General features: G+C 72.1%; 18 protein-coding genes. 10 read left to right on the plus strand and 8 right to left on the minus strand.

The features are described 5' to 3' along the window. Positions 1–7: 7 nt before the first annotated feature. Positions 8–1,513, minus strand: coding sequence for a PucR family transcriptional regulator ligand-binding domain-containing protein (locus tag AC4OXY_RS20725; protein ID WP_491994405.1), 1,506 nt, complete (start codon positions 1,511–1,513; stop codon positions 8–10). A gap of 192 nt (positions 1,514–1,705) precedes the next feature. On the opposite strand from AC4OXY_RS20725, the gene AC4OXY_RS20730 reads away from it, so the two are divergent. Genes AC4OXY_RS20730 through AC4OXY_RS20740 form a run of 3 tightly spaced genes read left to right on the plus strand, consistent with a single transcriptional unit; the run spans position 1,706 to position 5,903 of the window. Further along, the gene (locus tag AC4OXY_RS20730) at positions 1,706–3,169 is read left to right on the plus strand and encodes a sodium:solute symporter family protein (protein WP_402066250.1); all 1,464 of its coding nucleotides are present in this window, start codon (positions 1,706–1,708) and stop codon (positions 3,167–3,169) included. Positions 3,170–3,225: 56 nt separating this feature from the next. Beyond that, on the plus strand, positions 3,226–4,194 hold the full coding sequence (gene speB, locus AC4OXY_RS20735) for an agmatinase (protein ID WP_376285829.1): 969 nt from the start codon (positions 3,226–3,228) through the stop codon (positions 4,192–4,194). Positions 4,195–4,217: 23 nt separating this feature from the next. Further along, on the plus strand, positions 4,218–5,903 hold the full coding sequence (locus AC4OXY_RS20740) for a thiamine pyrophosphate-binding protein (RefSeq protein WP_356023183.1): 1,686 nt from the start codon (positions 4,218–4,220) through the stop codon (positions 5,901–5,903). 24 nt (positions 5,904–5,927) lie between these two features. Here AC4OXY_RS20740 and AC4OXY_RS20745 read toward each other — a convergent pair whose 3' ends face one another. Next, positions 5,928–6,614, minus strand: a complete 687-nt coding sequence (locus AC4OXY_RS20745) for a haloacid dehalogenase type II (RefSeq protein WP_402066248.1) — start codon at positions 6,612–6,614, stop codon at positions 5,928–5,930. A gap of 273 nt (positions 6,615–6,887) precedes the next feature. Between AC4OXY_RS20745 and AC4OXY_RS20750 the strand changes: the two genes are divergently transcribed. Further along, complete coding sequence (locus tag AC4OXY_RS20750) at positions 6,888–7,499, plus strand: TetR/AcrR family transcriptional regulator (protein WP_356023276.1); 612 nt, start codon at positions 6,888–6,890, stop codon at positions 7,497–7,499. Between the two features lie 87 nt (positions 7,500–7,586). Here AC4OXY_RS20750 and AC4OXY_RS20755 read toward each other — a convergent pair whose 3' ends face one another. The 3 genes from AC4OXY_RS20755 to AC4OXY_RS20765 all read right to left on the minus strand — a co-directional run bounded on the left by AC4OXY_RS20755 (position 7,587) and on the right by AC4OXY_RS20765 (position 10,686). Next, a complete protein-coding gene (locus AC4OXY_RS20755; RefSeq protein WP_491994622.1) occupies positions 7,587–9,035 on the minus strand; it encodes a helix-turn-helix domain-containing protein in 1,449 nt (482 codons plus the stop codon). Between the two features lie 407 nt (positions 9,036–9,442). Further along, a complete protein-coding gene (locus tag AC4OXY_RS20760; RefSeq protein WP_491994406.1) occupies positions 9,443–10,018 on the minus strand; it encodes a cupin in 576 nt (191 codons plus the stop codon). Next, entirely contained in the window at positions 10,015–10,686 is a 672-nt protein-coding gene (locus AC4OXY_RS20765) for a class II aldolase/adducin family protein (protein ID WP_356023189.1), read from the minus strand. Before AC4OXY_RS20765 ends, AC4OXY_RS20760 begins: the two co-directional genes overlap by 4 nt. Positions 10,687–11,210: 524 nt before the next feature. On the opposite strand from AC4OXY_RS20765, the gene AC4OXY_RS20770 reads away from it, so the two are divergent. The 5 genes from AC4OXY_RS20770 (at position 11,211) to AC4OXY_RS20790 (ending at position 16,307) form a co-directional block, all read left to right on the plus strand. Beyond that, complete coding sequence (locus AC4OXY_RS20770; RefSeq protein WP_491994407.1) at positions 11,211–12,209, plus strand: class I SAM-dependent methyltransferase; 999 nt, start codon at positions 11,211–11,213, stop codon at positions 12,207–12,209. Positions 12,210–12,237: 28 nt separating this feature from the next. Further along, positions 12,238–13,227, plus strand: a complete 990-nt coding sequence (locus AC4OXY_RS20775; RefSeq protein ID WP_356023194.1) for a DMT family transporter — start codon at positions 12,238–12,240, stop codon at positions 13,225–13,227. Continuing rightward, positions 13,224–13,871, plus strand: coding sequence for a class I SAM-dependent DNA methyltransferase (locus tag AC4OXY_RS20780; protein ID WP_356023196.1), 648 nt, complete (start codon positions 13,224–13,226; stop codon positions 13,869–13,871). The genes AC4OXY_RS20775 and AC4OXY_RS20780 overlap by 4 nt, the downstream gene beginning before the upstream one ends. 75 nt (positions 13,872–13,946) lie before the next feature. Next, positions 13,947–15,173 (plus strand): methionine adenosyltransferase, encoded by a 1,227-nt coding sequence (gene metK, locus AC4OXY_RS20785; RefSeq protein WP_376285844.1) that lies wholly within the window; start codon positions 13,947–13,949, stop codon positions 15,171–15,173. Between the two features lie 150 nt (positions 15,174–15,323). Next, positions 15,324–16,307: a carbohydrate kinase family protein gene (locus tag AC4OXY_RS20790; RefSeq protein WP_362819703.1), complete on the plus strand. Its 984-nt coding sequence runs from the start codon at positions 15,324–15,326 to the stop codon at positions 16,305–16,307. 12 nt (positions 16,308–16,319) lie between these two features. Here AC4OXY_RS20790 and AC4OXY_RS20795 read toward each other — a convergent pair whose 3' ends face one another. Further along, positions 16,320–17,084, minus strand: a complete 765-nt coding sequence (locus tag AC4OXY_RS20795) for an alpha/beta fold hydrolase (protein ID WP_356023204.1) — start codon at positions 17,082–17,084, stop codon at positions 16,320–16,322. Positions 17,085–17,154: 70 nt separating this feature from the next. On the opposite strand from AC4OXY_RS20795, the gene AC4OXY_RS20800 reads away from it, so the two are divergent. Beyond that, positions 17,155–17,949, plus strand: a complete 795-nt coding sequence (locus AC4OXY_RS20800; RefSeq protein ID WP_491994408.1) for a phosphatase — start codon at positions 17,155–17,157, stop codon at positions 17,947–17,949. A gap of 74 nt (positions 17,950–18,023) precedes the next feature. Here AC4OXY_RS20800 and AC4OXY_RS20805 read toward each other — a convergent pair whose 3' ends face one another. Both AC4OXY_RS20805 and tesB read right to left on the minus strand, forming a co-directional pair. Next, positions 18,024–18,365, minus strand: a complete 342-nt coding sequence (locus tag AC4OXY_RS20805) for a hypothetical protein (RefSeq protein WP_362819705.1) — start codon at positions 18,363–18,365, stop codon at positions 18,024–18,026. A gap of 261 nt (positions 18,366–18,626) precedes the next feature. Beyond that, entirely contained in the window at positions 18,627–19,496 is an 870-nt protein-coding gene (gene tesB / locus AC4OXY_RS20810) for an acyl-CoA thioesterase II (RefSeq protein WP_356023211.1), read from the minus strand. Positions 19,497–19,526: the final 30 nt, after the last annotated feature.

The following is a 19,526-nucleotide window of genomic DNA, read 5'->3' on the forward strand; positions in this document are numbered from 1 at the left end:
GTCGTCGCTAGCCGTTCCGCAGCGCGAACCACAGCTCCATCCGGACGTCCGGGTCGTCCAGGTCGGTGTCCAGCAGGGTGGCGCAGCGGGTGATGCGTTGGCGGACCGTGTTGCGGTGGACGTCCAGGGCGACCGCCGTACGGTCCCAACTGCCGTGCAACGCGAGCCAGTTGCGCAGGGTCTCGGTGAGGGCCGGGTGGTCGGCGAGGGGGGCGAGGAGGGTGCGGGCGTAGGACTCGGCGTCCGCGCGGGGGAGCAGGTCCGCGAGGCCCGGCCGGGCCCCGTGCCGGACCAGCGGGGTGCGGGTGGCGCGGGCCCGGGCCAGGGCGCGGGCCGCCTGGGCGTCGGCGTCCGGCCAGGCGTCCGGGGTCACGGCGGCGCTCACCCCGAGCGTCCAGCCGGGCTGCGCCGCCGGCTCCCGCCCGCCCGGCACCAGTACCCGTACGACGTCCCGCGCGAGGTCGACCAGCGGCGACCCCAGCGCCGCCCCGAGCGCCGAGGCGGCCACGGCGTCCGGGAGCTGCGCCTCCGGCCGGGCGTGGACGACGACCCACCTGCCCTCCCCGAGCAGCGGCGCGACCTCCTGCGGGCGCGCGCCGAGCAGCAGGCGGACGAAGGCGGACGAGCGGGCGGCACCGGCGCCGCTCTGGTGCTCGCCGGTCAGCAGGGACAGCAGGACGGAGGCCACGGAGGCGATGATGTGGTCGCCGGGCTCGCGCCGGGTGCTCGCCACGGCGAGGACGAAACCCGTCCCCAGCGCGTAGGCGGCCAGGTGCGTGTCACCCAGGGTGTCGGTGGCCGACGTGGGGCCCGGGGTGCCGGTTCCGCCCGGTCGTACCACCTCCGCCAGGTGCGTCAGCGCCTGCCGTACCGCCGCCGGTTCCCGGCCCGCCGAGGCGGTCTGCGTGCCGTCGGGGCCGTACAGCACCGCGTGGCCGGTCAGCCGCTGGGCCAGCTGGCGCAGCACGGAGGGGACCGGGTCGGGGCGGGCGGCGGCGGAGGCGAGGCTCTGCTGCGCCTCGGTGACGCGCCGCAGCTCGGCCAGCCTGGCCTGCGCCATCAGCTGCCACACCGCCCGCGCCACGCCGGAGAACGTCGTCCGGGGCGGGACCTCCAGGAGCGGGAGGCCGTGGCGGTCGCAGGCGGCGACCAGCGCGCGCGGGACCGTGTCGTGCACCGGTGCCACGCCGAAGCCGAGGGCCGCGCCGCCCGCCTCGACGATCCGGGCGACGTAGTCGTCGAAGTAGTCCCCCAGTCTCGAATTCGCTCGACCGGGGGCGCCCCCATCCGAACCCGCCGCCTCCGGGATCTGCACCCCGGCCGTGAGCAGCAGCTCCCCGCCCAGCAGATACGGGTACGGGTCGGCCATCTCCGACGTGTGCGCCCAGTGGATCACGACCGACGGATCCGCCGGGCCCGCGATCTGCCGCAGGCCCAGGTCCTCGCGGGCCAGCAGGGCCGAGAGCGGGACGGGTGGGGTCGGCGGGACGGCTGGGGCGAGTGCATCCGGCATGGTGTGCGTTTCCTCCACTCCACCCCGTTCGTATGGATGAAACGTACACTTCGCAGTCGCTTTCCGGCCACCTAGTGTCAAGTCAGCACGGCAGCCGCGGGTACGGGCGGATGTCCCCGCGATCCGCTGCCGGCACGCCACCCCCCATGTATCTGCACGACACGCCACCGACAGCGCGCGAAGGAGGGCCCCATGGCCGTCGACTACACAGTGATCGTCCTCTATCTCGCCGGAATGCTGGCCATGGGCTGGTGGGGCATGCGCCGCGCCAGGTCGAAGAGCGACTTCCTGGTGGCGGGCCGCCGGCTCGGACCGGCCATGTACTCCGGCACCATGGCGGCGATCGTCCTCGGCGGCGCGTCCACCATCGGCGGGGTGGGGCTGGGCTACCGGTACGGGCTGTCCGGCGCGTGGATGGTCTTCACCATCGGGCTCGGCCTGCTCGCGCTGTCGGTCTTCTTCTCCGCCCGCATCGCCCGTCTGAAGGTCTACACCGTCTCCGAGATGCTGGACCTGCGCTACGGCGGCCGGGCGGGCATGATCTCCGGCATCGTCATGTGGGCGTACACCCTCATGCTGGCCGTCACCTCGACGATCGCCTACGCCACGATCTTCGACGTCCTCTTCGACATGAACCGGACGCTCGCGATCGTCATCGGCGGCTCGATCGTGGTCGCGTACTCCACGCTCGGCGGCATGTGGTCGATCACCCTGACGGACATGGTCCAGTTCGTCGTCAAGACGATCGGCGTGCTCCTGCTCCTCCTGCCGATCGCGGTCGTCAAGGCGGGCGGCTTCGGCGCGATGAGGGCCAAGCTGCCGACCTCGTACTTCGACCCGCTGGGCATCGGCGGCGAGACGATCTTCACCTACGTCCTGATCTACACGTTCGGCATGCTGATCGGCCAGGACATCTGGCAGCGCGTGTTCACCGCCCGCAGCGACTCGACCGCCCGGTGGGGCGGCACGGTCGCCGGCACCTACTGTCTGGCCTACGCCCTCGCCGGCGCGGTGATCGGTACGGCCGCCAAGGTGCTGTACCCGAAGCTGGGCAGCCCGGACGACGCCTTCGCGACCATCGTCAAGGACGAACTCCCCGTCGGCGTCAGGGGGTTGGTGCTCGCCGCCGCCCTCGCCGCCGTGATGTCCACGTCCTCCGGCGCGCTGATCGCCTGCGCGACCGTCGCCAACAACGACATCTGGTCGCGGCTGCGGGGCGCCGTCAAGCCCGCCGCCGGGGAACACGACGAGGTCAAGGGCAACCGCGCCTTCATCCTGATCATGGGCGTGGCGGCGATCGGCACGGCCATCGCGCTGAACAACGTGGTCGAGGCGCTGACCGTGGCGTACAACCTGCTCGTCGCCGGTCTGCTCGTCCCCATCCTCGGCGGCCTGCTGTGGAAGCGCGGCACGGCGCAGGGCGCGCTGGCCTCGGTGATCGTCGGCGGCCTCGCGGTCGTCGGCCTGATGGCCGGGTACGGCATCCTCGCCAACGAGCCCGTCTACTACGGCCTGCTCGCCTCCCTCGCCGCCTACGTCGCCGTGTCCCTGGCGACCAGGCCCACCGACGCGGCCGTCCTCGCGCTCTGGCGCGAGCGCCTCGCCGGACGGCCCGCCCCCGAACTCCCGTCCGAACCGGTAGCGGCTCCCCAGTAGAGTCGTATGGAAAGCAGTGCATGCGCGACGAAGCGCAGGAAAGAAGGCATTTCACCATGAGCAGCAACGAGACGCCCCGCGGCCCCGTCGACTCCTCCCGCGTCCCGCGCTACGCCGGCCCCGCGACCTTCGCCCGGCTGCCCCGCCTGGACGAGGTCGGCACCGCCGACGTCGCCGTCGTCGGCGTGCCGTTCGACTCCGGCGTCTCGTACCGGCCGGGCGCCCGCTTCGGCGGCAACGCCATCCGCGAGGCGTCCCGGCTGCTGCGCCCGTACAACCCGGCGCAGGACGCCTCCCCCTTCGCGCTCGCCCAGGTCGCGGACGGCGGCGACATCGCCGTGAACCCGTTCAACATCAACGAGGCGGTCGAGACGATCGAGGCCGCGGCCGACGACCTCCTCGGCACGGGCGCCCGCCTGATGACGCTGGGCGGCGACCACACCATCGCGCTGCCCCTTCTGAGGTCGGTGGCGAAGAAGCACGGCCCGGTGGCCCTGCTCCACTTCGACGCCCACCTCGACACCTGGGACACCTACTTCGGCGCCGAGTACACCCACGGCACCCCGTTCCGCCGCGCGGTGGAGGAGGGCATCCTCGACACCTCGGCGCTGTCCCACGTCGGCACCCGCGGCCCCCTGTACGGCAAGCAGGACCTCACGGACGACGAGAAGATGGGCTTCGGCATCGTCACCTCGGCGGACATCTACCGCCGCGGCGCCGACGAGGTCGCCGACCAGCTGCGCCAGCGCATCGGCGACCGCCCGCTGTACATCTCCATCGACATCGACTGCCTGGACCCGGCCCACGCCCCCGGCACGGGCACCCCGGAGGCGGGCGGCATGACCTCGCGGGAGCTGCTGGAGATCCTGCGCGGCCTGGCCTCGTGCAACCTGGTCTCGGCGGACGTCGTCGAGGTGGCCCCGGCGTACGACCACGCCGAGATCACCTCGGTCGCGGCCTCCCACACGGCCTACGAACTGACCACCATCATGAGCCGCCAGATCGCGGCGGCCCGCAACGCCTGATTCTCCTTAGGGGACCGAGAGCAGTGACTCACGACCACGACCTGGTACTCCGCCCGACCGACCGGCAGACGGCGGCCGCGCTGAATCCCCCTCCCGGCCGGAGCGGCGGCGACCTGGTCGTGGAGACCCTGGCCGGGCTCGGCGCGACGACGGTCTTCGGCCTGCCCGGCCAGCACGCGCTCGGCATGTTCGACGCGCTGCGCCGCTCGTCGCTCCGCTATGTGGGCCTGCGCGTGGAGAACAACGCGGGCTTCGCGGCGGACGCCTACGGCCGTGTCACCGGCGAGGCCGCGCCGCTCCTGCTCTCGACGGGTCCGGGCGCCCTGACGTCGCTCGCCGCGCTCCAGGAGGCGGCGGCGGCCTCGGCTCCCGTCCTCGCGATCAGCAGCCAGGTCCCGACGGCGGGCCTGGGCGGCGGCCGCCACGGCTATCTGCACGAACTCCCGGACCAGTCGGCCTCGTTCCGGGGCGTGGTCAAGTCCGTCCACACGGTCCGTACGCAGTCCCAGATCCCGTCCGCGATAGCGGCGGCCTGGAAGTCGGCGCTGACGGCTCCGCACGGCCCGGTGTGGGTGGAGATCCCGCAGGACGTCCTGCTGTCGCCGGCCGCCCTGCCGGTGGTGACGGCGATGGACGCGACGCCGGACGACCTGGTCCCGCGCCCCGAACTGACGGCGGTGGCGGCCGACCTGCTGTCGCGCGCGCGGCGCCCGGCGATCATCGCGGGCGGCGGGGTCGTGCGCGCGGACGCCTCGGGCAAGCTGAGGGCGCTGGCCGAGAAGCTGGACGCGCCGGTCGTGACGACCTTCGGCGGCAAGGGCGCCTTCCCCTGGGAGCACCCGCTCTCGCTCCAGTCCTGGCTGGAGGACCGGCACACGACGGACTTCCTGGAGGACGCGGACGTCCTGCTGGTCGTGGGCTCGGGCCTCGGCGAACTGTCCTCGAACTACCACACGTTCAGGCCCCGGGGCCGGGTGATCCAGATCGAGGCCGACCTCGGCAAGCTGGAGTCCAACCACCCGGCCCTCGGCATCCACGCGGACGCCCGCCTGGCCCTGCAGGCCCTGCTGGAGACCGTGGCGGAGCGGAGCGACGCGTCGGCCCCGCAGCGGGTGCGGGAGCTGCTGGCCAAGGTGGCCGCCCGGATCGCGTCCCAGGAACTCACCCTGGAACAGCAGGTGTTGGCGGCCGTCCGCAGCGCCCTGCCCGCCGACTCCCCGTCCTTCTGGGACATGACGATCCTGGCGTACTGGGCCTGGTCGGCCTTCGACGCGCAGGGCCCCAACACGATGCACTCGGCCCAGGGCGCCGGCGGCCTCGGCTACGGCTTCCCGGCGGCCCTCGGCGCGGCGGCGGCCGACCCGACCCGACCGGTCCTGGCGGTCTCGGGCGACGGCGGCGCCCTGTACTCGATCGCGGAACTGGCCACGGCCCGCCAGTACGACCTCCCGGTCACCTGGCTGATCGTGGACGACGGCGGATACGGCATCCTCCGCGAGTACATGACGGACGCCTTCGGCCAGGCGACCGCGACGGAACTGACCCGGCCGGACTACGTGGCCCTGGCGGAGTCGTTCGGCGTACCCGGCGTCCGCACGACCCCGCAGACCCTGGCGGAGGACCTGACGAAGGCCCTGGCGGCTCCGGGCCCGTCGGTGGTCGTACTCCCGGCGGTACTGCGGATGTTCGCGCCGACGCACCTGGGCTGAAGCACCTGGGCTGACGCACGTGGACTAGGGCAGGGCCTCGGCCAGTTCGGTCAGGTCGTGGGTCCGCCAGGTGAAGGTGTCGGTGTCCCGTGGCGGGTCCCCGACCGGTCGCCGGACATGCGCGGTTCGCATGCCCAGCGCCTGGGCTCCGCGCAGGTCCCAGGCGTGGGCGGCGACCATCAGCACCCGCTCCGGCGGGCACCCCGCCGCGTCGAGGGCCAGTCGGTAGACCTCCGGTGCCGGTTTGTAGGCCCGTGCGTCCTCGGCGGACAGGGCCTGGTGCCAGCGCAGGCCCGCATGCGCGTTGAGGCGCAGCAGGCACGCGCGACTGGCGTGGGTGAGGGCCAGCACGGGAAAGCGCCCGGCGAGGCGTGCCAGGCCGGCGGCGGAGTCGGCCCAGGGGCTCAGGCGCCGTGCGGCGGTGGCCAGGCGCGCGAGGGCGGCCGGGTCGGTGAGCCCGGCGCCCGCGGCCACGCGCTCGGCCGCCTCCCGGTCGATGACATCGGAGTTGGCGTAGCCCCGCCGCTTCTCCCTGATGCCGTCCTGGGCCTGCTCGACGTACTCCCGCCAGACGGTCAGCAGCCGGTCGACGGTCGCCTCGTCGGACGCGGGCAGGGCGTCACGGATGGCCGCGCGCAGTCCGCCGGGCTCGTCGACCATCGTGCCGAGGACGTCGAGGACGACCACCTCGATGTCGGGCGCCCGGGTCATCCCGCCTCCTCGTCGTCGCGTTCCGGCGGCACCCAGCGTGGCCCGAACCGGCTGTCCAGGACCGCCATTACCCCATCGGCGGCATGTCACAGGCGGCCGGAACCGGCATTGGGTATTCCGGTCGGAAAACAGCGCGTCCGAATCCCGGTGGAATTCACGGGCGTTGCCGGAATCATCGGCCAATTCACAAAAGGAGGCGTGTGAATTGCCGGGACCGGCGGGTCGCGGCGACTGTTGTAACTATACCGCTGGGTGTACTGTTACAGCGTGGCGATGAACAGCGAGACCGTCGGTCGAGGGAGCAAGCGGCGCGGCATGCGGCACCTGACGCCGGCGGGTGTCCGGGTGCTGGAGACCGCCTCCCGGCTCTTCTACGAGCAGGGGATCCGCGCGGTCGGCGTGGAGGCGATCGCCGAGGAGGCGGGCGTCACCAAGAAGACCATCTACGACCGCTTCGGCTCGAAGGAAGACCTCGTCGTCGCCTATCTGCGGACGCGCGACGGCCTCTGGCGTTCCACGCTGGTGAAGCACGTCAACGGCCATGACGGGCCCGCGGAAGAGAAGATCCTGGCCACGTTCGGCGCCCTGCGTGACTGGATGCGCGAGCGCAGCCTGCGGGGCTGCGCCTTCATCAACGCCTCCGTGGAGCTGCCGGCGGACCACCCGGGCCGGGAGGTCGCCCGCGACCAGAAGTCCTGGCTCCTCGCCTACCTGGAGGACCTCGCGGCACAGGCCCGCCTCCGGGATCCCGCCACGCTGGCCGCCCAGGTGCTGATCCTGCACGAGGGGGCCTGCGTCGCCGACTCCATGGGGTCGGTGGGCCGCGCGGTCGATCACGCCGAGCAGGTCGCCCGCGTCCTGGTCGAAAGGGCGCGTACGCGGTAACACGCCACGACGGGCACCTTTTTCACCCGCCCCGCCCGTGTCTCTCTTTCCGCTCCTCTCGCTCTCTCGCCCTCACGCCCGCTCTCCTCACCGAATACCGGTGTTCACCGGAACCGGCTTTCCGGTCCCGGACGCGACACGGGCACGCGCCGGGACGAAACGCGAATTCCGTTCCGCTCGCCGAGCGGGTACCCGGCCGCCGGCGGAGTTGCCGTCCAGCCGCCTGGCCAGGTCGGCGGCGTACGCCCGCAGCAGGTCGTGCATGAGGTAGTGGCGCTCGTCCTGGCTCCGGATCAGATGCGCGCCGGCGAGGCTGCGAAGCAGCCGTGCGGCCTCGTCCTGGCTGACGCCCGCGCTCGCCGCGGTGGCGGCGGCGTCGATCAGCCGGCCCGGGAGCAGCCCCAGCAGCCGGAAGACCCGGGCGGTCTGCTCGTCGAGCGCCTGGTAGGAGGCGTCGAACGCGTCACGGAGCACGACGTCGCCCTCGGCGAGCTCCAGCCGGGCGTGCTCCTGCTTGAGTTCGGTGGCCAGGGTGTCGGCGCTGTGGTGCTCATGGCTCACGATGCGCTCGGCCGCCAGGACCAGCGCGAGGGGGAGATGCCCGCAGCGTTCCGCCAGTACGGCCACCGCGGCGGGGTCGGCGTCGGCGCGTGCGCCGCCGATGGCCGAGCGGATCAGCAGGGCGGCCTCGGGCCGGCACAGCTCGCGCAGGGACAGGGTGACCGCGTCGGTCAGGGACATCAGTCCGGGCAGTCGTGAGCGGCTGGTCACCACGACGGCACAGCCCGCGGAGCCCGGGAGCAGGGGGCGGATCTGCTGGGCGTCCGCGGCGTTGTCCAGGACCAGCAGCACCTCACGGCCGTGCAGATAGGAACGGAAGGTGGCGGCCCGCTGGTCCAGGTCCGCCGGAACGCGCTCGGCGGGCACGCCCACGGCACGGAGCAGGTCCGCCAGGACGTCGTACGGCGCCGCCGCGCCGCCCGGCTCGGGGCCCTGGAGATCGACGAACAGCTGTCCGTCGGCGAACCGGCCGTCGCTGACGGCCTGGTGGGCCCACTGCACGGCCAGCGCCGTCTTTCCCACGCCCGGCGGCCCGTTGATGACCGCGACGGGTACCGCGAGGGACTGCTCGTGGCCGTGCAGCAGCCTGTCCAGCCGGTCGAAATGACCGCGGCGGCCCACGAAGTGCCGCTTGGCCGCCGGTAGTTGGGCGGGCTGGACCCATCCCTGCTGCTGACGGGCCGCCGCTTCCAGGGCCAGGGCGATGGTGGTGAAGGTCCTGCCCCCGCTCAGCACCCGGTCGCAGGCCTTCGCGAAGCTCACCGAGGGCAGCCGCTTGTCCGTCTCGATCCTGCTGAGGTGCCCCCGGTTGAAGTGCATCCGGGCGGCGAGCTGCGAGAGCGAGAGCCCTCGCCGCTGCCGGTGGGCGCGGAGCAGCTGCCCGAACGTCCCCGCGGCGCCGGCACCCGCGGGACAGCCGGCTCCCGTGCGCGAAGAGTGCGTCGGTGCCGTGTCCTGTGCCAGTTCCCGTACCACTGTCAAGCCCCCTGTTGTACGAATGGTCCGAATCGGCCCGGCACGCCAGGTCGCGTACTCCGAGCCGGTCCAGGCGGGTTGCGCGGGTGTGCCGGCAGGGCGTACTCGTCCCCGAGTCCCTGGTGAGCACGTGATGGCCGACGCCGGCCGCGTCCCTCGTCCTGCCCCGTCCAGCCCCCGTCCGGCTCCTGCGGCGCGGTGGTCAGTGAGCCGGTGGCGGCCCCGGGACGTGCCGGGCGGGAAGAGCGGGCCTCCCGCTGCCGGAGCGGCCGGCCGTGGGCCGTGGGCGGCGACGCGTCGGCGAGCTGTCCGCCGCGGATCTCACGAGCGGTGCGGGTCCGGCGCGTCGGGCGTGTCGCCGCAGCCGCGACATCGCCCGGCCCGGACAGTGGTGCGGACGGCGCGGCTCATGACGTCGCCGGCAGTTCGTCGAAGGCCGGGAAGCGGGCGGCGATGCCGTCCGGCAGGAACCGGACCGGGCGCTCGCCGGCCTCCTGGAAGAAGCGGATCGCGGTGTAGCACGGGCGCGCACCCGCGTCGAACCAGTGCGCCGTCCGTCCGGGCACGGACAGCAGGTCGCCCGCCGTGCACAGCATCGCGTGCACCTGTCCGGCGACATGGAGGTAGAAGCAGCCGGCCCCGTGCACCACGAAGCGCACCACGTCCTCGTCGTGGAAGTGTTCCGCACGGAACCTCGCACGGGCCGGACGTGTCCGCCGGGGACGGTCCCGGTTGCCCGGCGAGGAGGTCACGCGCGCGATGTCGGCGACCGGGTAGCCCTCGGCACCGAGATGCTCGATGTGGCTCCGGTAGGCATGTCTGATGGTGGCGTCGTCGGCGTCGGCCGGGAGCCGGCGGGCGGCGTGCCAGCGTGCGAAACGCACGCCGATTCCGAGCAGTTGCTTGTGGATGACGTCCACGTCGCCGGTCCGCACCCGCACCGTCTCCGGCGCGTCCTCCGGCATGATCTGCAACAGCGTCACCGAGCATGCACCGTGACCGCGCCGGCCGTGCCGGTGCCCGTCAGCAGGAGGAAGTGGCTCAGCTCCTCGATGCACTCCAGTCTGTCGCGCGCCTCGTCGGTGTCCCGGCCCCAGGCGAGGATGCCGCTGCGCTCGACGAGCAGGGCCGGCGGCACGTCGGCGGCCGAGGCGTCGAGGGCCCGCGTCACGTCGTCGGCGACGCGGGAGACGTCGGGCCGGTTGGCGACGACCGGCAGCGCGACCAGGCGGGGGTCCGGGCTGCCGAGGCCCTTCGCCATCTCCAGGTCCCGGAAGACGACGCGGCCGATGTGCCCGTCGCCGGCGGCCAGGGTGGCGAGGGCGGTGGAGTACGGGGCGTGCGCGTGGACCACTGCCGCGCAGTCGGGCAGCCGGCGGTGGACCGCGAGGTGGATCGGGGTCTCGGCGGGGGGCCACTCGGTCTCCCCGGACAGCGGCAGGCCCTCGAACGGGTCGACCAGCACCGTGTCCGCCGGATCCATCACGCCCTTGTTCAGACCGCCCGCCGTGATCATGACCGCTTCACCCGAGCGGAGCGAGACGCTGCCGAACGTTCCCGGCAGCCAGCCGGAGCGGTGCAGGGACCGGCCGACGAGCGAGAGGTGTGCACGCTGCAGCTCGGCGTCGTCGCGGATGTATACGGGTTTCACCGGGGCTCTTCTCCTGACAGATGGAGCGACACGCGTACATCTCCTCCGTGGGGGGAGGGAGATGGCGAGGTATACCTACCGGTATAGCTACATGCTAGGGAGGCGATCTTTCCGGTGTCAACGACGCGGCGTCGGGGTGGCCGAATCGGGCCCTCGTGTTGAAATCTGACATCCCGTCTGGTAGCCGCCGGACCCGGCGAGGCGGCGAGACGTCCGCTTCGTGGAGGTATGCGAATCATCGCGGGCGCGGCCCGGAAATGAGCGCCCACCTCCCCGCAATGGCCAGAAGACGAGCACGGCACATGTGATGCGGCGTCGTACGTGTACAGCACATCGGGTCCCTTGCCCGGCGGTTCTGCCGTTGCCCGTCGAGAGACAACAGGCCGACCCTGTACAGCCGTTGCGCGAGGTGACGATAGTGAAGCCACTTCCACCGCAGGGACGCCGGCCCCGTGAAGAGCGGGATGCGATTCCCACTCCTTTCTTCGGTGCAGGCCGCTGTCGTCACGTCTGAGGAGGCCTAGATGGGTGCACACATAGAATCTGCCGAACTGGTGGTGTCGCCGGGCGATTTCTTCCAGGTCGGTGAAACAAAGCGGATCAGGTCATCCATCGGACTCAGGCTGTCGGACCACTCCTACCTTCCGAAGGCGGACGAGCCGCGCGCCGACTGGGTCGCGAGCGTCGCCGTGCCGGCGTTCAAGACCCTGGCCCGGATGGGCGTCCTCGCCCCCGCCTTCTGCACGATCGGGACGGGCGCGGGGCTGGACGCCCTGGCGGCCGTGGAGATCCTGCACGCACGGACGGTGGGCTTCACCGACCTCCACGAAGACGTCCTCGCCCACGCGCGGGAGAACATCCGGAGCAATCTGCTCGACGACGTCCAACTGGTCGGCGGCGCCGGGGACATCCTCGCCCCGATGGCCGGACGGCTGTCCCAGGTCGACGTGGTCTACGAGAACCTCCCCAACATCCCGATGGCGGACAGCGGGGACCTCGCCGCCGGCCAGACCAGCTCGACCTTCATCACGGAGCGCAGCGAGGAGATCCCCGGCTTCGCCGAGAAGAACCTCGTCACGCTGCACTATCTGGCCCTCCAGCAGGCGCATCCGTTCCTCCGGGTCGGCGGCCATGTGCTGTCGTCCATCGGTGCGCGCGTGCCGTTGTCCGAGATCCTGGCCCTCTCCGGGGCCGCCGGATACAACGGCAGCATCCTGACCTACACCTGGAAGGTCCAGTCCGAACCGCGCGACGTCGTCGGCGGCTACGCCCAGTGGGAACGCGAGGGACTGGGGCCGTTCCACTTCTATCCGGTGAACATTCTGCGTGACGCGTTCGAGGGCCTGTCGGTCGCGGCGGCCGGAGCGCAGGCGCTCCGACTGGAAAAGAGGCTTTCGCCGTTCGAGATATCCGCGGCGGACGCGCTGGCCCTGGTGGAGCGCGGCGAAAGGGTCGGGCACACGGTCGCCGTTCTCGACTCCGTAAAGATTCCCGACTCCGGTGCGCCGAGGTGGAATTCATGAATTCCGGCGGCCGAAACACGGCTCTGTGATGGACAGCACGCGAAAGAACGTGGCCGCGGCGCTGACGGCGGCCCTGCTCTGGGCCTTCGCCTTCGTCGCGCCGGCCGCCGTCAAGCCCGCGAGCGAGCTGCTGCTGGTCACCGGCCGCTACTCCCTGTTCGGGCTGTGCGGCCTCTACGTCCTGTACCGGGGCCGGCGCCAGCTCGGGCAGATGCCCCTCCGGCGGGTCCTCTTCGGCCTGTACATCGGCTTCGTGGGGTATTTCTGCTTCTACGTCTGCGTCTCGTACTCCGCGACCATGGGCAGCGGCTTCATCACCGCCGTGGTCGTGGGATCGTCACCGATCACGATCGCGGTGGCCGGCAATTTCGCCGAAAAGCGAATGTCATGGAGCGAGTTGGTCGCACCGGTCGTCCTGATCCTGATCGGCCTCACCCTCCTCAGCTCCTCGGACTTCATCCACGGACAGCGTGCGGACGGCGCGAACGGCTCGATCCTCGGCATCGCGCTGGCCCTCGGGGCCATGCTCACCTGGTCCTACTTCGTGGTCCGCAACGCCCAGTCGCAGCGCACCTGGGAGACGAAGCCGGACCCCACCATCTGGGCGGCCCTGGTGGCGATGGGCGCCGGTGGCGCTTCCATGGTCCTGCTCCCCTTCGCCCTCGCCACCACGCCCGACGCGACGTTCACGCCGTACCCCCTGTTCAAGATCATCGCGTGGTGCGTCTTCCTGGGCGTCATCGGATCCTGGTGGGGGACGTACATCTGGGTGAAGGCGGCGCAGGGCATCCCGGTTCCGCTGGTCGGGCCGCTGCTCGCCACCGAGACCATCTTCGGGGCGGTCATGAGCCTGCCGGTGGAGCGGCGGACGCCCTCCTGGACCGAGGTCGGCGGTGCCCTGTTCGTGCTCTGCGGGATCGCCGTCTACCTGGTGTTCGACGTGAGGAACTCCCGCAGCGGGCCGAGTGCGCAGCGGCCACGCTCGTTGGCGTCATCCGACAAGGAGGCAATTTCATGAGCAACTCCTTCACCAACATCAAGAAGTCCCACGTGTTCTTCGACAACTCCCCCGGCCTGAAGAGCTACTACGAGGACTGGGCGCCGCGGTACGACGTGGACCTGACGGACCAGAAGTGGGTGTCGCCGCGTGTGGCCGCCAACCTGGTGCACCTGCTCGCCTCCGCCTACGCGACGCCGCAGACCGCCGTCTTCGACGCCGGCTGCGGTACCGGCCTGGTCGGCGTCGTCCTGCGTTCGCTGGGCGACTACGTCATAGACGGCGTCGACCTGTCGGAGAACATGGCCGCCGAGGCCGGCAGGACCAACGCGTACCGGAAGGTCTACGGCGGCGTGGACCTCTCGGTGGCCCGGCGGGACGAGCGGCTGGACCGGTACGGCATCGTGGTGAGCAGCGGTGTGTTCACCCTCGGCCATGTGCGCCCGACGGCCCTGCTCACACTGATCGAGTACGCGCTGCCGGGCGGACTGATCGTGGTGTCCACCCGCGGCAGCTACGCCACCGCGACGGGATTCGAGGACTTCGCCCGCTCGGACCGGGTCCGAGAGCTGGTCTCGCTGGAGTTCACGCTCCGCGACGCCCACTACATCGCCGAGGAGGGGGGCGACTACTGGGTCTTCCGCAAGACCGGACCGGCGCGGTGACCAGGGCGCGGCGCAGCCGCGCCGGTACGGCCGAGCGCGTACCACCCGCCCACCCCTCTTCCGTTCTGGAGTGCCATGTCCCGCTCCCTGTTCACCTCGGAGTCCGTGACCGAGGGACATCCCGACAAGATCGCCGACCAGATCAGTGACACCGTCCTCGACGCGCTGCTGCGTCAGGACCCCGCCTCGCGCGTCGCGGTCGAGACGCTCGTCACCACCGGTCAGGTGCACCTCGCGGGCGAGGTGACGACCTCCGCCCGCGTCGACATCCCCGCGCTGGTGCGGGAGAAGATCCTCGACATCGGCTACGACGCCTCGGCCAAGGGCTTCGACGGCGCCTCGTGCGGGGTGTCGGTGTCGATCGGAGCGCAGTCCCCGGACATCGCGCAGGGCGTCGACACGGCGTACGAGTCCAGGGTCGCGGGCGCCGCCCCGTCGGCCGGGGCCGACGAGCTGAGCCGGCAGGGCGCGGGCGACCAGGGCCTGATGTTCGGCTACGCGACCACCGAGACGCCGACCCTGATGCCGCTGCCGATCGAGCTGGCGCACCGCCTCTCGCGCCGGCTGACGCAGGTCCGCAAGGACGGCACCGTGCCCTACCTGCGCCCCGACGGCAAGACCCAGGTCACCATCGAGTACCTGGGCAGCCGGCCGGTCCGCCTGGACACCGTCGTCGTCTCCTCGCAGCACGCGAGCGACATCGACCTGGACCGAATGCTGGCGCCCGACGTCCGCGAGTACGTCGTCGAGCACGTCCTCGCCCAACTCGCCGACGACGGCATCAAGTTGGACACCGACGGCTACCGCCTGCTGGTCAACCCGACCGGCCGCTTCGAGATCGGCGGCCCGATGGGCGACGCGGGCCTGACCGGCCGCAAGATCATCATCGACACCTACGGCGGCTACGCCCGGCACGGCGGCGGCGCGTTCTCCGGCAAGGACCCGTCCAAGGTGGACCGCTCGGCGGCGTACGCGATGCGCTGGGTCGCCAAGAACGTCGTCGCGGCCGGGCTGGCCGAGCGGTGCGAGGTCCAGGTCGCGTACGCCATCGGCAGGGCCGAGCCGGTGGGCCTGTTCGTCGAGACGTTCGGCACCCACGCGGTCGCCGTCGAGAGGATCGAGCACGCCGTCACCGAGGTCTTCGACCTGCGCCCGGCCGCGATCATCCGCGATCTCGACCTGCTGCGTCCGATCTACGGCCGGACCGCGGCCTACGGCCACTTCGGCCGCGAGCTGCCGGACTTCACCTGGGAGCGCACCGACCGCGCCGCCGCCCTGCGCCAGGCGGTGGCGGCGGGCTGACGGCGCGCCACCGGACGAGGTCCGGCGCGACGGACGGCGGTGCGCGGTTTCCCCCGGCCGCGCACCGCTTCCCCGCACGGCGCCGCACGCGCCGTTCCCTCCCCTCCCCTCTCTCCCCTGCCCCGGCCCCAGGACCAAGGAGTGCCGTCCATGCGTATCGCCGTGACCGGGTCGATAGCGACCGACCATCTGATGGTGTTTCCCGGGCGCTTCGCCGAGCAGCTGATCAAGGAGCGACTGGAGCGGATCTCCCTGTCGTTCCTCGCCGACCGGCTGGAGGTGCGCAGAGGCGGGGTCGGCGCCAACATCGCCTTCGGGCTCGGCCTGCTCGGCCTCGATCCGCTGCTGGTCGGTGCGGCGGGCGTCGACTTCGCCGAGTACGGCGCCTGGCTGCGGGCGCACGGCGTCGACACGTCCGGCGTCCGCGTCAGCGAACGTCTGCACACCGCGCGCTTCGTGTGCACCACCGACGAGGACCAGAACCAGATCGCCACCTTCTACGCCGGTGCCATGGCCGAGGCGTCCCGGATCGACCTGGCCGCGGTCGCCGGGCGCACCGGCAGGCCCGCGCTCGTGCTGATCGGCGCCGACGACCCCGCCGCCATGCTGCGCCACACCGCCGCGGCCCACCGTCTCGGCATCCCGGTCGCCGCCGACCCCTCCCAGCAGCTCGCCCGCCTCGACCGCGAGCAGGCCCGTCAACTCGTCGACGGCGTACGGTGGTTGTTCACCAACGAGTACGAGGCCGCGCTGCTGCTCGAACGCACCGGCTGGACCCGCGAGCACCTGCTCGGCCGGACCGGCACCTGGATCACCACGCTGGGCGAGGCCGGAGTGTCCCTGGCCCGCTCCGGCGCGCCCGCCCTGCGGATACCCGCCGTGCCCGCGGACGAGATCGCCGACCCCACGGGGGCGGGGGACGCCTTCCGCTCCGGCTTCCTCGCCGGTACGGCGTGGGGCCGGCCGCAGGAACAGTCCGCCCGGCTCGGCTGCGCCCTGGCCACCACGGCGCTGGAGTCGGTCGGCACCCAGGAGTACAAGCTGATCCCGTCGGATCTCGTCGCCCGCATCGACCGGGCGTACGGCGCGGACACGGCCCGCGCCCTCGAACCCCGGCTGGCGCAGGTGCCGTGACGCCGCCGGGGATCACGCCAGGCCGGCCGCCGTCGCGCGCGCGAATCCCTCGGGGTTGTCCAGCATGATGTTGTGGCCGCAGTCCGGTACCCGCGTCACGGTGACGCCGGCCGCCTCCAGGGACTCGATGCCGGTGAAGGCGTCATCGGCCTCGGGGAGCAGGTAGGTGCGCGGAATCGGCAGGCCGACGAGGAGTTGGCGCATGGTGGGGGTGGTGCCGCGGACGAGATGCGCGGCGCTGCGGTACAGCCCCTCGCGGCCGGCCAGGCGCATGGTGGACCACCAGTGCGGGCCGACCCGGTCGCGGACCTCCGCCCAGCCGCCCGCCAGGAACTCCTCCTCCGAGTAGGACGCGATGCCGCTGCTGCCGCCCCCGCGGGGCCGGGGCTGGAGCGGATCGAGGTTGGCGTCGATCAGGACGAGGCGTGAGACCAGCCCGGGGTGGCGGGCGGCCAGGACGATCGCCACGGAGCCGCCCATGCTGTGCGCGACGAGTTCGCCGCCCGTGACACCGGCGGAGGTCAGGGCGGCGGCCAGCGTGTCCGCGTGGGATTCGAGGGTGTAGTCGAAGTCCGTCGGACGGTCGCTGATGCCGTGTCCGAGCAGGTCGACCAGCAGCGAGCGGCGGCCGGCGAGCAGCGGGTGGACCGCGGCCGCGGCGAAGTACGCCGGCGAGGTGGCTCCCAGGCCGTGCACGTACACACGGGGCGCCTCCTCCCCCGGCAGTTCCACCCAGCGCATCAGATCACCCGCGGGTGTCACTGCGGCGGCACGCATGTCCGCTCCCCCCCCCTATGTCGATTCGACATACCTTACGCCCGCCCCGCGCTGCCTCACAATGGAAGGCATGCCGATATCCGGGACACCCAGCCGCGCCCAGCTCGTCGACCATCTGGTGAGGACCCGTATCGCGGGGGACGTCGCCACGCCCCGCGAGAACAACCTCTCCCACTACCGCAAGCTGGCCAACGGCGACCGCCACTACTGGCTCGGTCTGGAGCTGGACGACCGCTGGGCGGACGAGCAGGACGTGCTCGCCGTGATGGCCGAGCGGGTGGGCGTCAACGACGACCCCGAGTACCGGTACGGACAGGACACCATCGACCCCGAGTTGACCGTGGACGGGCTGGAGCGGATGGCGGCGCGGCTGCGCAAGGCGGCCGAGGGGCGCCAGCGGGTGCTGTTCGCGACCGGTCACCCGGGCGGCCTGCTGGACGTGCACCGGGCCACGGCCGCCGCGCTGCGCGCCGCCGGCTGCGAGATCGTGGTCGTCCCGGACGGACTCCAGACGGACGAGGGGTACGTCATGCAGTTCGCGGACGTGGCGGTGCTGGAGCACGGGGCGACGCTGTGGCACACCCACTCCGGGGAGCCGATGCGGGCCGTTCTGACGGGACTTGAGCGCGAGGGGCGTCCGCTGCCCGACCTCGTCGTCGCCGACCACGGGTGGGCCGGGTACGCCGGGCAGCACGGTGTCGACTCCGTCGGGTACGCCGACTGCAACGACCCGGCGCTGTTCCTCGCCGAGTCCGAGGGCACCCTCCAGGCCGTCGTACCGCTGGACGACCATGTGCTGAGCCCGCGTTACTACGACCCGCTGACGGCCTATCTGCTGGCGGAGTCGGGGCTCGTGACGGACTGACAGCACCGGACAACAGCACTGTGCGGCTCCTCGCGCGCGGAGCCGCACAGTGTAGGCGCTGTCTGCGTCAGTGGTCAGCGACCGTTGTCGCCACCGCCGTTGCGGCCGTTGTCGCCACCGCCGTTGCGGCCGTTGTCGCCGCCACCGCGGCCGTTGTCACCGCCGCGGCCGTTGTCGCCGCCGTTGCGGCCGCGGTCGCCGCCACCGCCGTTGCGGCCGCGGTTGCCGCCGTGGTGACGGCCGCCGTGATGGTGACGGCCGCCGCCGCAGCCGCATTCGTGGTGCCGGTGGTGGCCGCCGCGGTGGCCCTCGGGCGCCGCAGCAGCGGTGCCGGCCGCGCCGATCGAGGCTCCGCCCGCCAGCATCAGGCCGGCAGTGGACAGCACGACATAACGCTTGATGCGCTGTGCTCGCATGGGTTGTACCCTTTCGTTTCCATCATCTGCCGCGTGTCCCGGGGAAGGGGAGGGGCGGGTCGGATGGTCGGGCGCCGCGCTCACGGAGGGGGAAGGCACGGCGCGCTCTTCAGGTGTCACCGCAGAGGTTGGCCACACGGCCATGCCTTCCGGCATCACACGTTCCGCTTGCACGAATCGTGTCCGGTCGGTCACGCCGTGTACTGCGGCTTCACTGAATGAGCGTAGTGGCCTATCCGCCATCCGGCATCTCGGGACGAATCAGGCACGTGGGACGCGGACCACGCCCTCCTGGATGACGGTGATGGCGAGTTGCCCGTCCTGCGTGTAGATCCGGGCCTGGCCGAGACCCCGGCCGCCGTGCGCGGACGGCGACTCCTGGTCGTACAGCAGCCATTCGTCGGCGCGGAAGGGCCGGTGGAACCACATCGCGTGGTCCAGCGAGGCGCCCACGACGTCCCCCACGGCCCAGCCACCACGGCCGTGCGCGAGCAGCACGGAGTCGAGGAGGGTCATGTCGGAGACATAGGTGGCGAGGACGACATGGAGGAGGGGGTCGTCGTCGAGCTTGCCGTTGGTGCGGAACCACACCTGCGAGTGCGGTTCGCGCGCCGTGCCGAACCGGCCGTACGGCGGCTCCTCGACGTAGCGCAGATCGACCGCTTCCCGGGCCTCAAGGAACTTCTCGACCACGGCCGGATCGAGATGGCCGTAGCCGCGCAGCCGCTCCTGGGAGGTGGGCAGGGTCGCCGGGTCCGGGGCGGGCGGCATCGGCGTCTGGTGGTCGAGCCCCTCCTCGTCCACCTGGAAGGAGGCGGAGAGGTGGAAGATCGGCTTGCCGTGCTGTACGGCGACGACGCGGCGCGTGGTGAAGGAGCGGCCGTCGCGGATGCGGTCCACGGTGTAGACGATCGGCGCGCCGGGGTCGCCCGGGCGCAGGAAGTACGCGTGGAGGGAGTGGGCGGGCCGGTCCGCGGGGACCGTCCGCCCTGCGGCGACCAGCGCCTGCGCCGCGACCTGCCCGCCGAAGACGCGGGGTACGACGGCGGAGCGGGACTGGCCGCGGAAGATGTCCTCCTCGATCTGCTCCAGGTCGAGCAGATCGAGGAGGTCCTGAAGTGCCTGGCTCATGGCGTCAGTTGTACCGGCCACTCGTGGGCG

This window comes from Streptomyces sp. HUAS MG56 (genome assembly GCF_058673395.1).

Bases quoted from the DNA above. Each gene is read 5' to 3' on its own strand.
- AC4OXY_RS20725 (WP_491994405.1), bottom strand. From the start codon at position 1,513: ATGCCGGATGCACTCGCCCCAGCCGTCCCGCCGACCCCACCCGTCCCG.
- AC4OXY_RS20730 (WP_402066250.1), top strand. From the start codon at position 1,706: ATGGCCGTCGACTACACAGTGATCGTCCTCTATCTCGCCGGAATGCTG.
- speB (WP_376285829.1), top strand. From the start codon at position 3,226: ATGAGCAGCAACGAGACGCCCCGCGGCCCCGTCGACTCCTCCCGCGTC.
- AC4OXY_RS20745 (WP_402066248.1), bottom strand. From the start codon at position 6,614: ATGACCCGGGCGCCCGACATCGAGGTGGTCGTCCTCGACGTCCTCGGC.
- AC4OXY_RS20750 (WP_356023276.1), top strand. From the start codon at position 6,888: ATGAACAGCGAGACCGTCGGTCGAGGGAGCAAGCGGCGCGGCATGCGG.
- AC4OXY_RS20770 (WP_491994407.1), top strand. From the start codon at position 11,211: ATGGGTGCACACATAGAATCTGCCGAACTGGTGGTGTCGCCGGGCGAT.
- AC4OXY_RS20775 (WP_356023194.1), top strand. From the start codon at position 12,238: ATGGACAGCACGCGAAAGAACGTGGCCGCGGCGCTGACGGCGGCCCTG.
- AC4OXY_RS20780 (WP_356023196.1), top strand. From the start codon at position 13,224: ATGAGCAACTCCTTCACCAACATCAAGAAGTCCCACGTGTTCTTCGAC.
- metK (WP_376285844.1), top strand. From the start codon at position 13,947: ATGTCCCGCTCCCTGTTCACCTCGGAGTCCGTGACCGAGGGACATCCC.
- AC4OXY_RS20790 (WP_362819703.1), top strand. From the start codon at position 15,324: ATGCGTATCGCCGTGACCGGGTCGATAGCGACCGACCATCTGATGGTG.
- AC4OXY_RS20795 (WP_356023204.1), bottom strand. From the start codon at position 17,084: ATGCGTGCCGCCGCAGTGACACCCGCGGGTGATCTGATGCGCTGGGTG.
- AC4OXY_RS20800 (WP_491994408.1), top strand. From the start codon at position 17,155: ATGCCGATATCCGGGACACCCAGCCGCGCCCAGCTCGTCGACCATCTG.
- AC4OXY_RS20805 (WP_362819705.1), bottom strand. From the start codon at position 18,365: ATGCGAGCACAGCGCATCAAGCGTTATGTCGTGCTGTCCACTGCCGGC.
- tesB (WP_356023211.1), bottom strand. From the start codon at position 19,496: ATGAGCCAGGCACTTCAGGACCTCCTCGATCTGCTCGACCTGGAGCAG.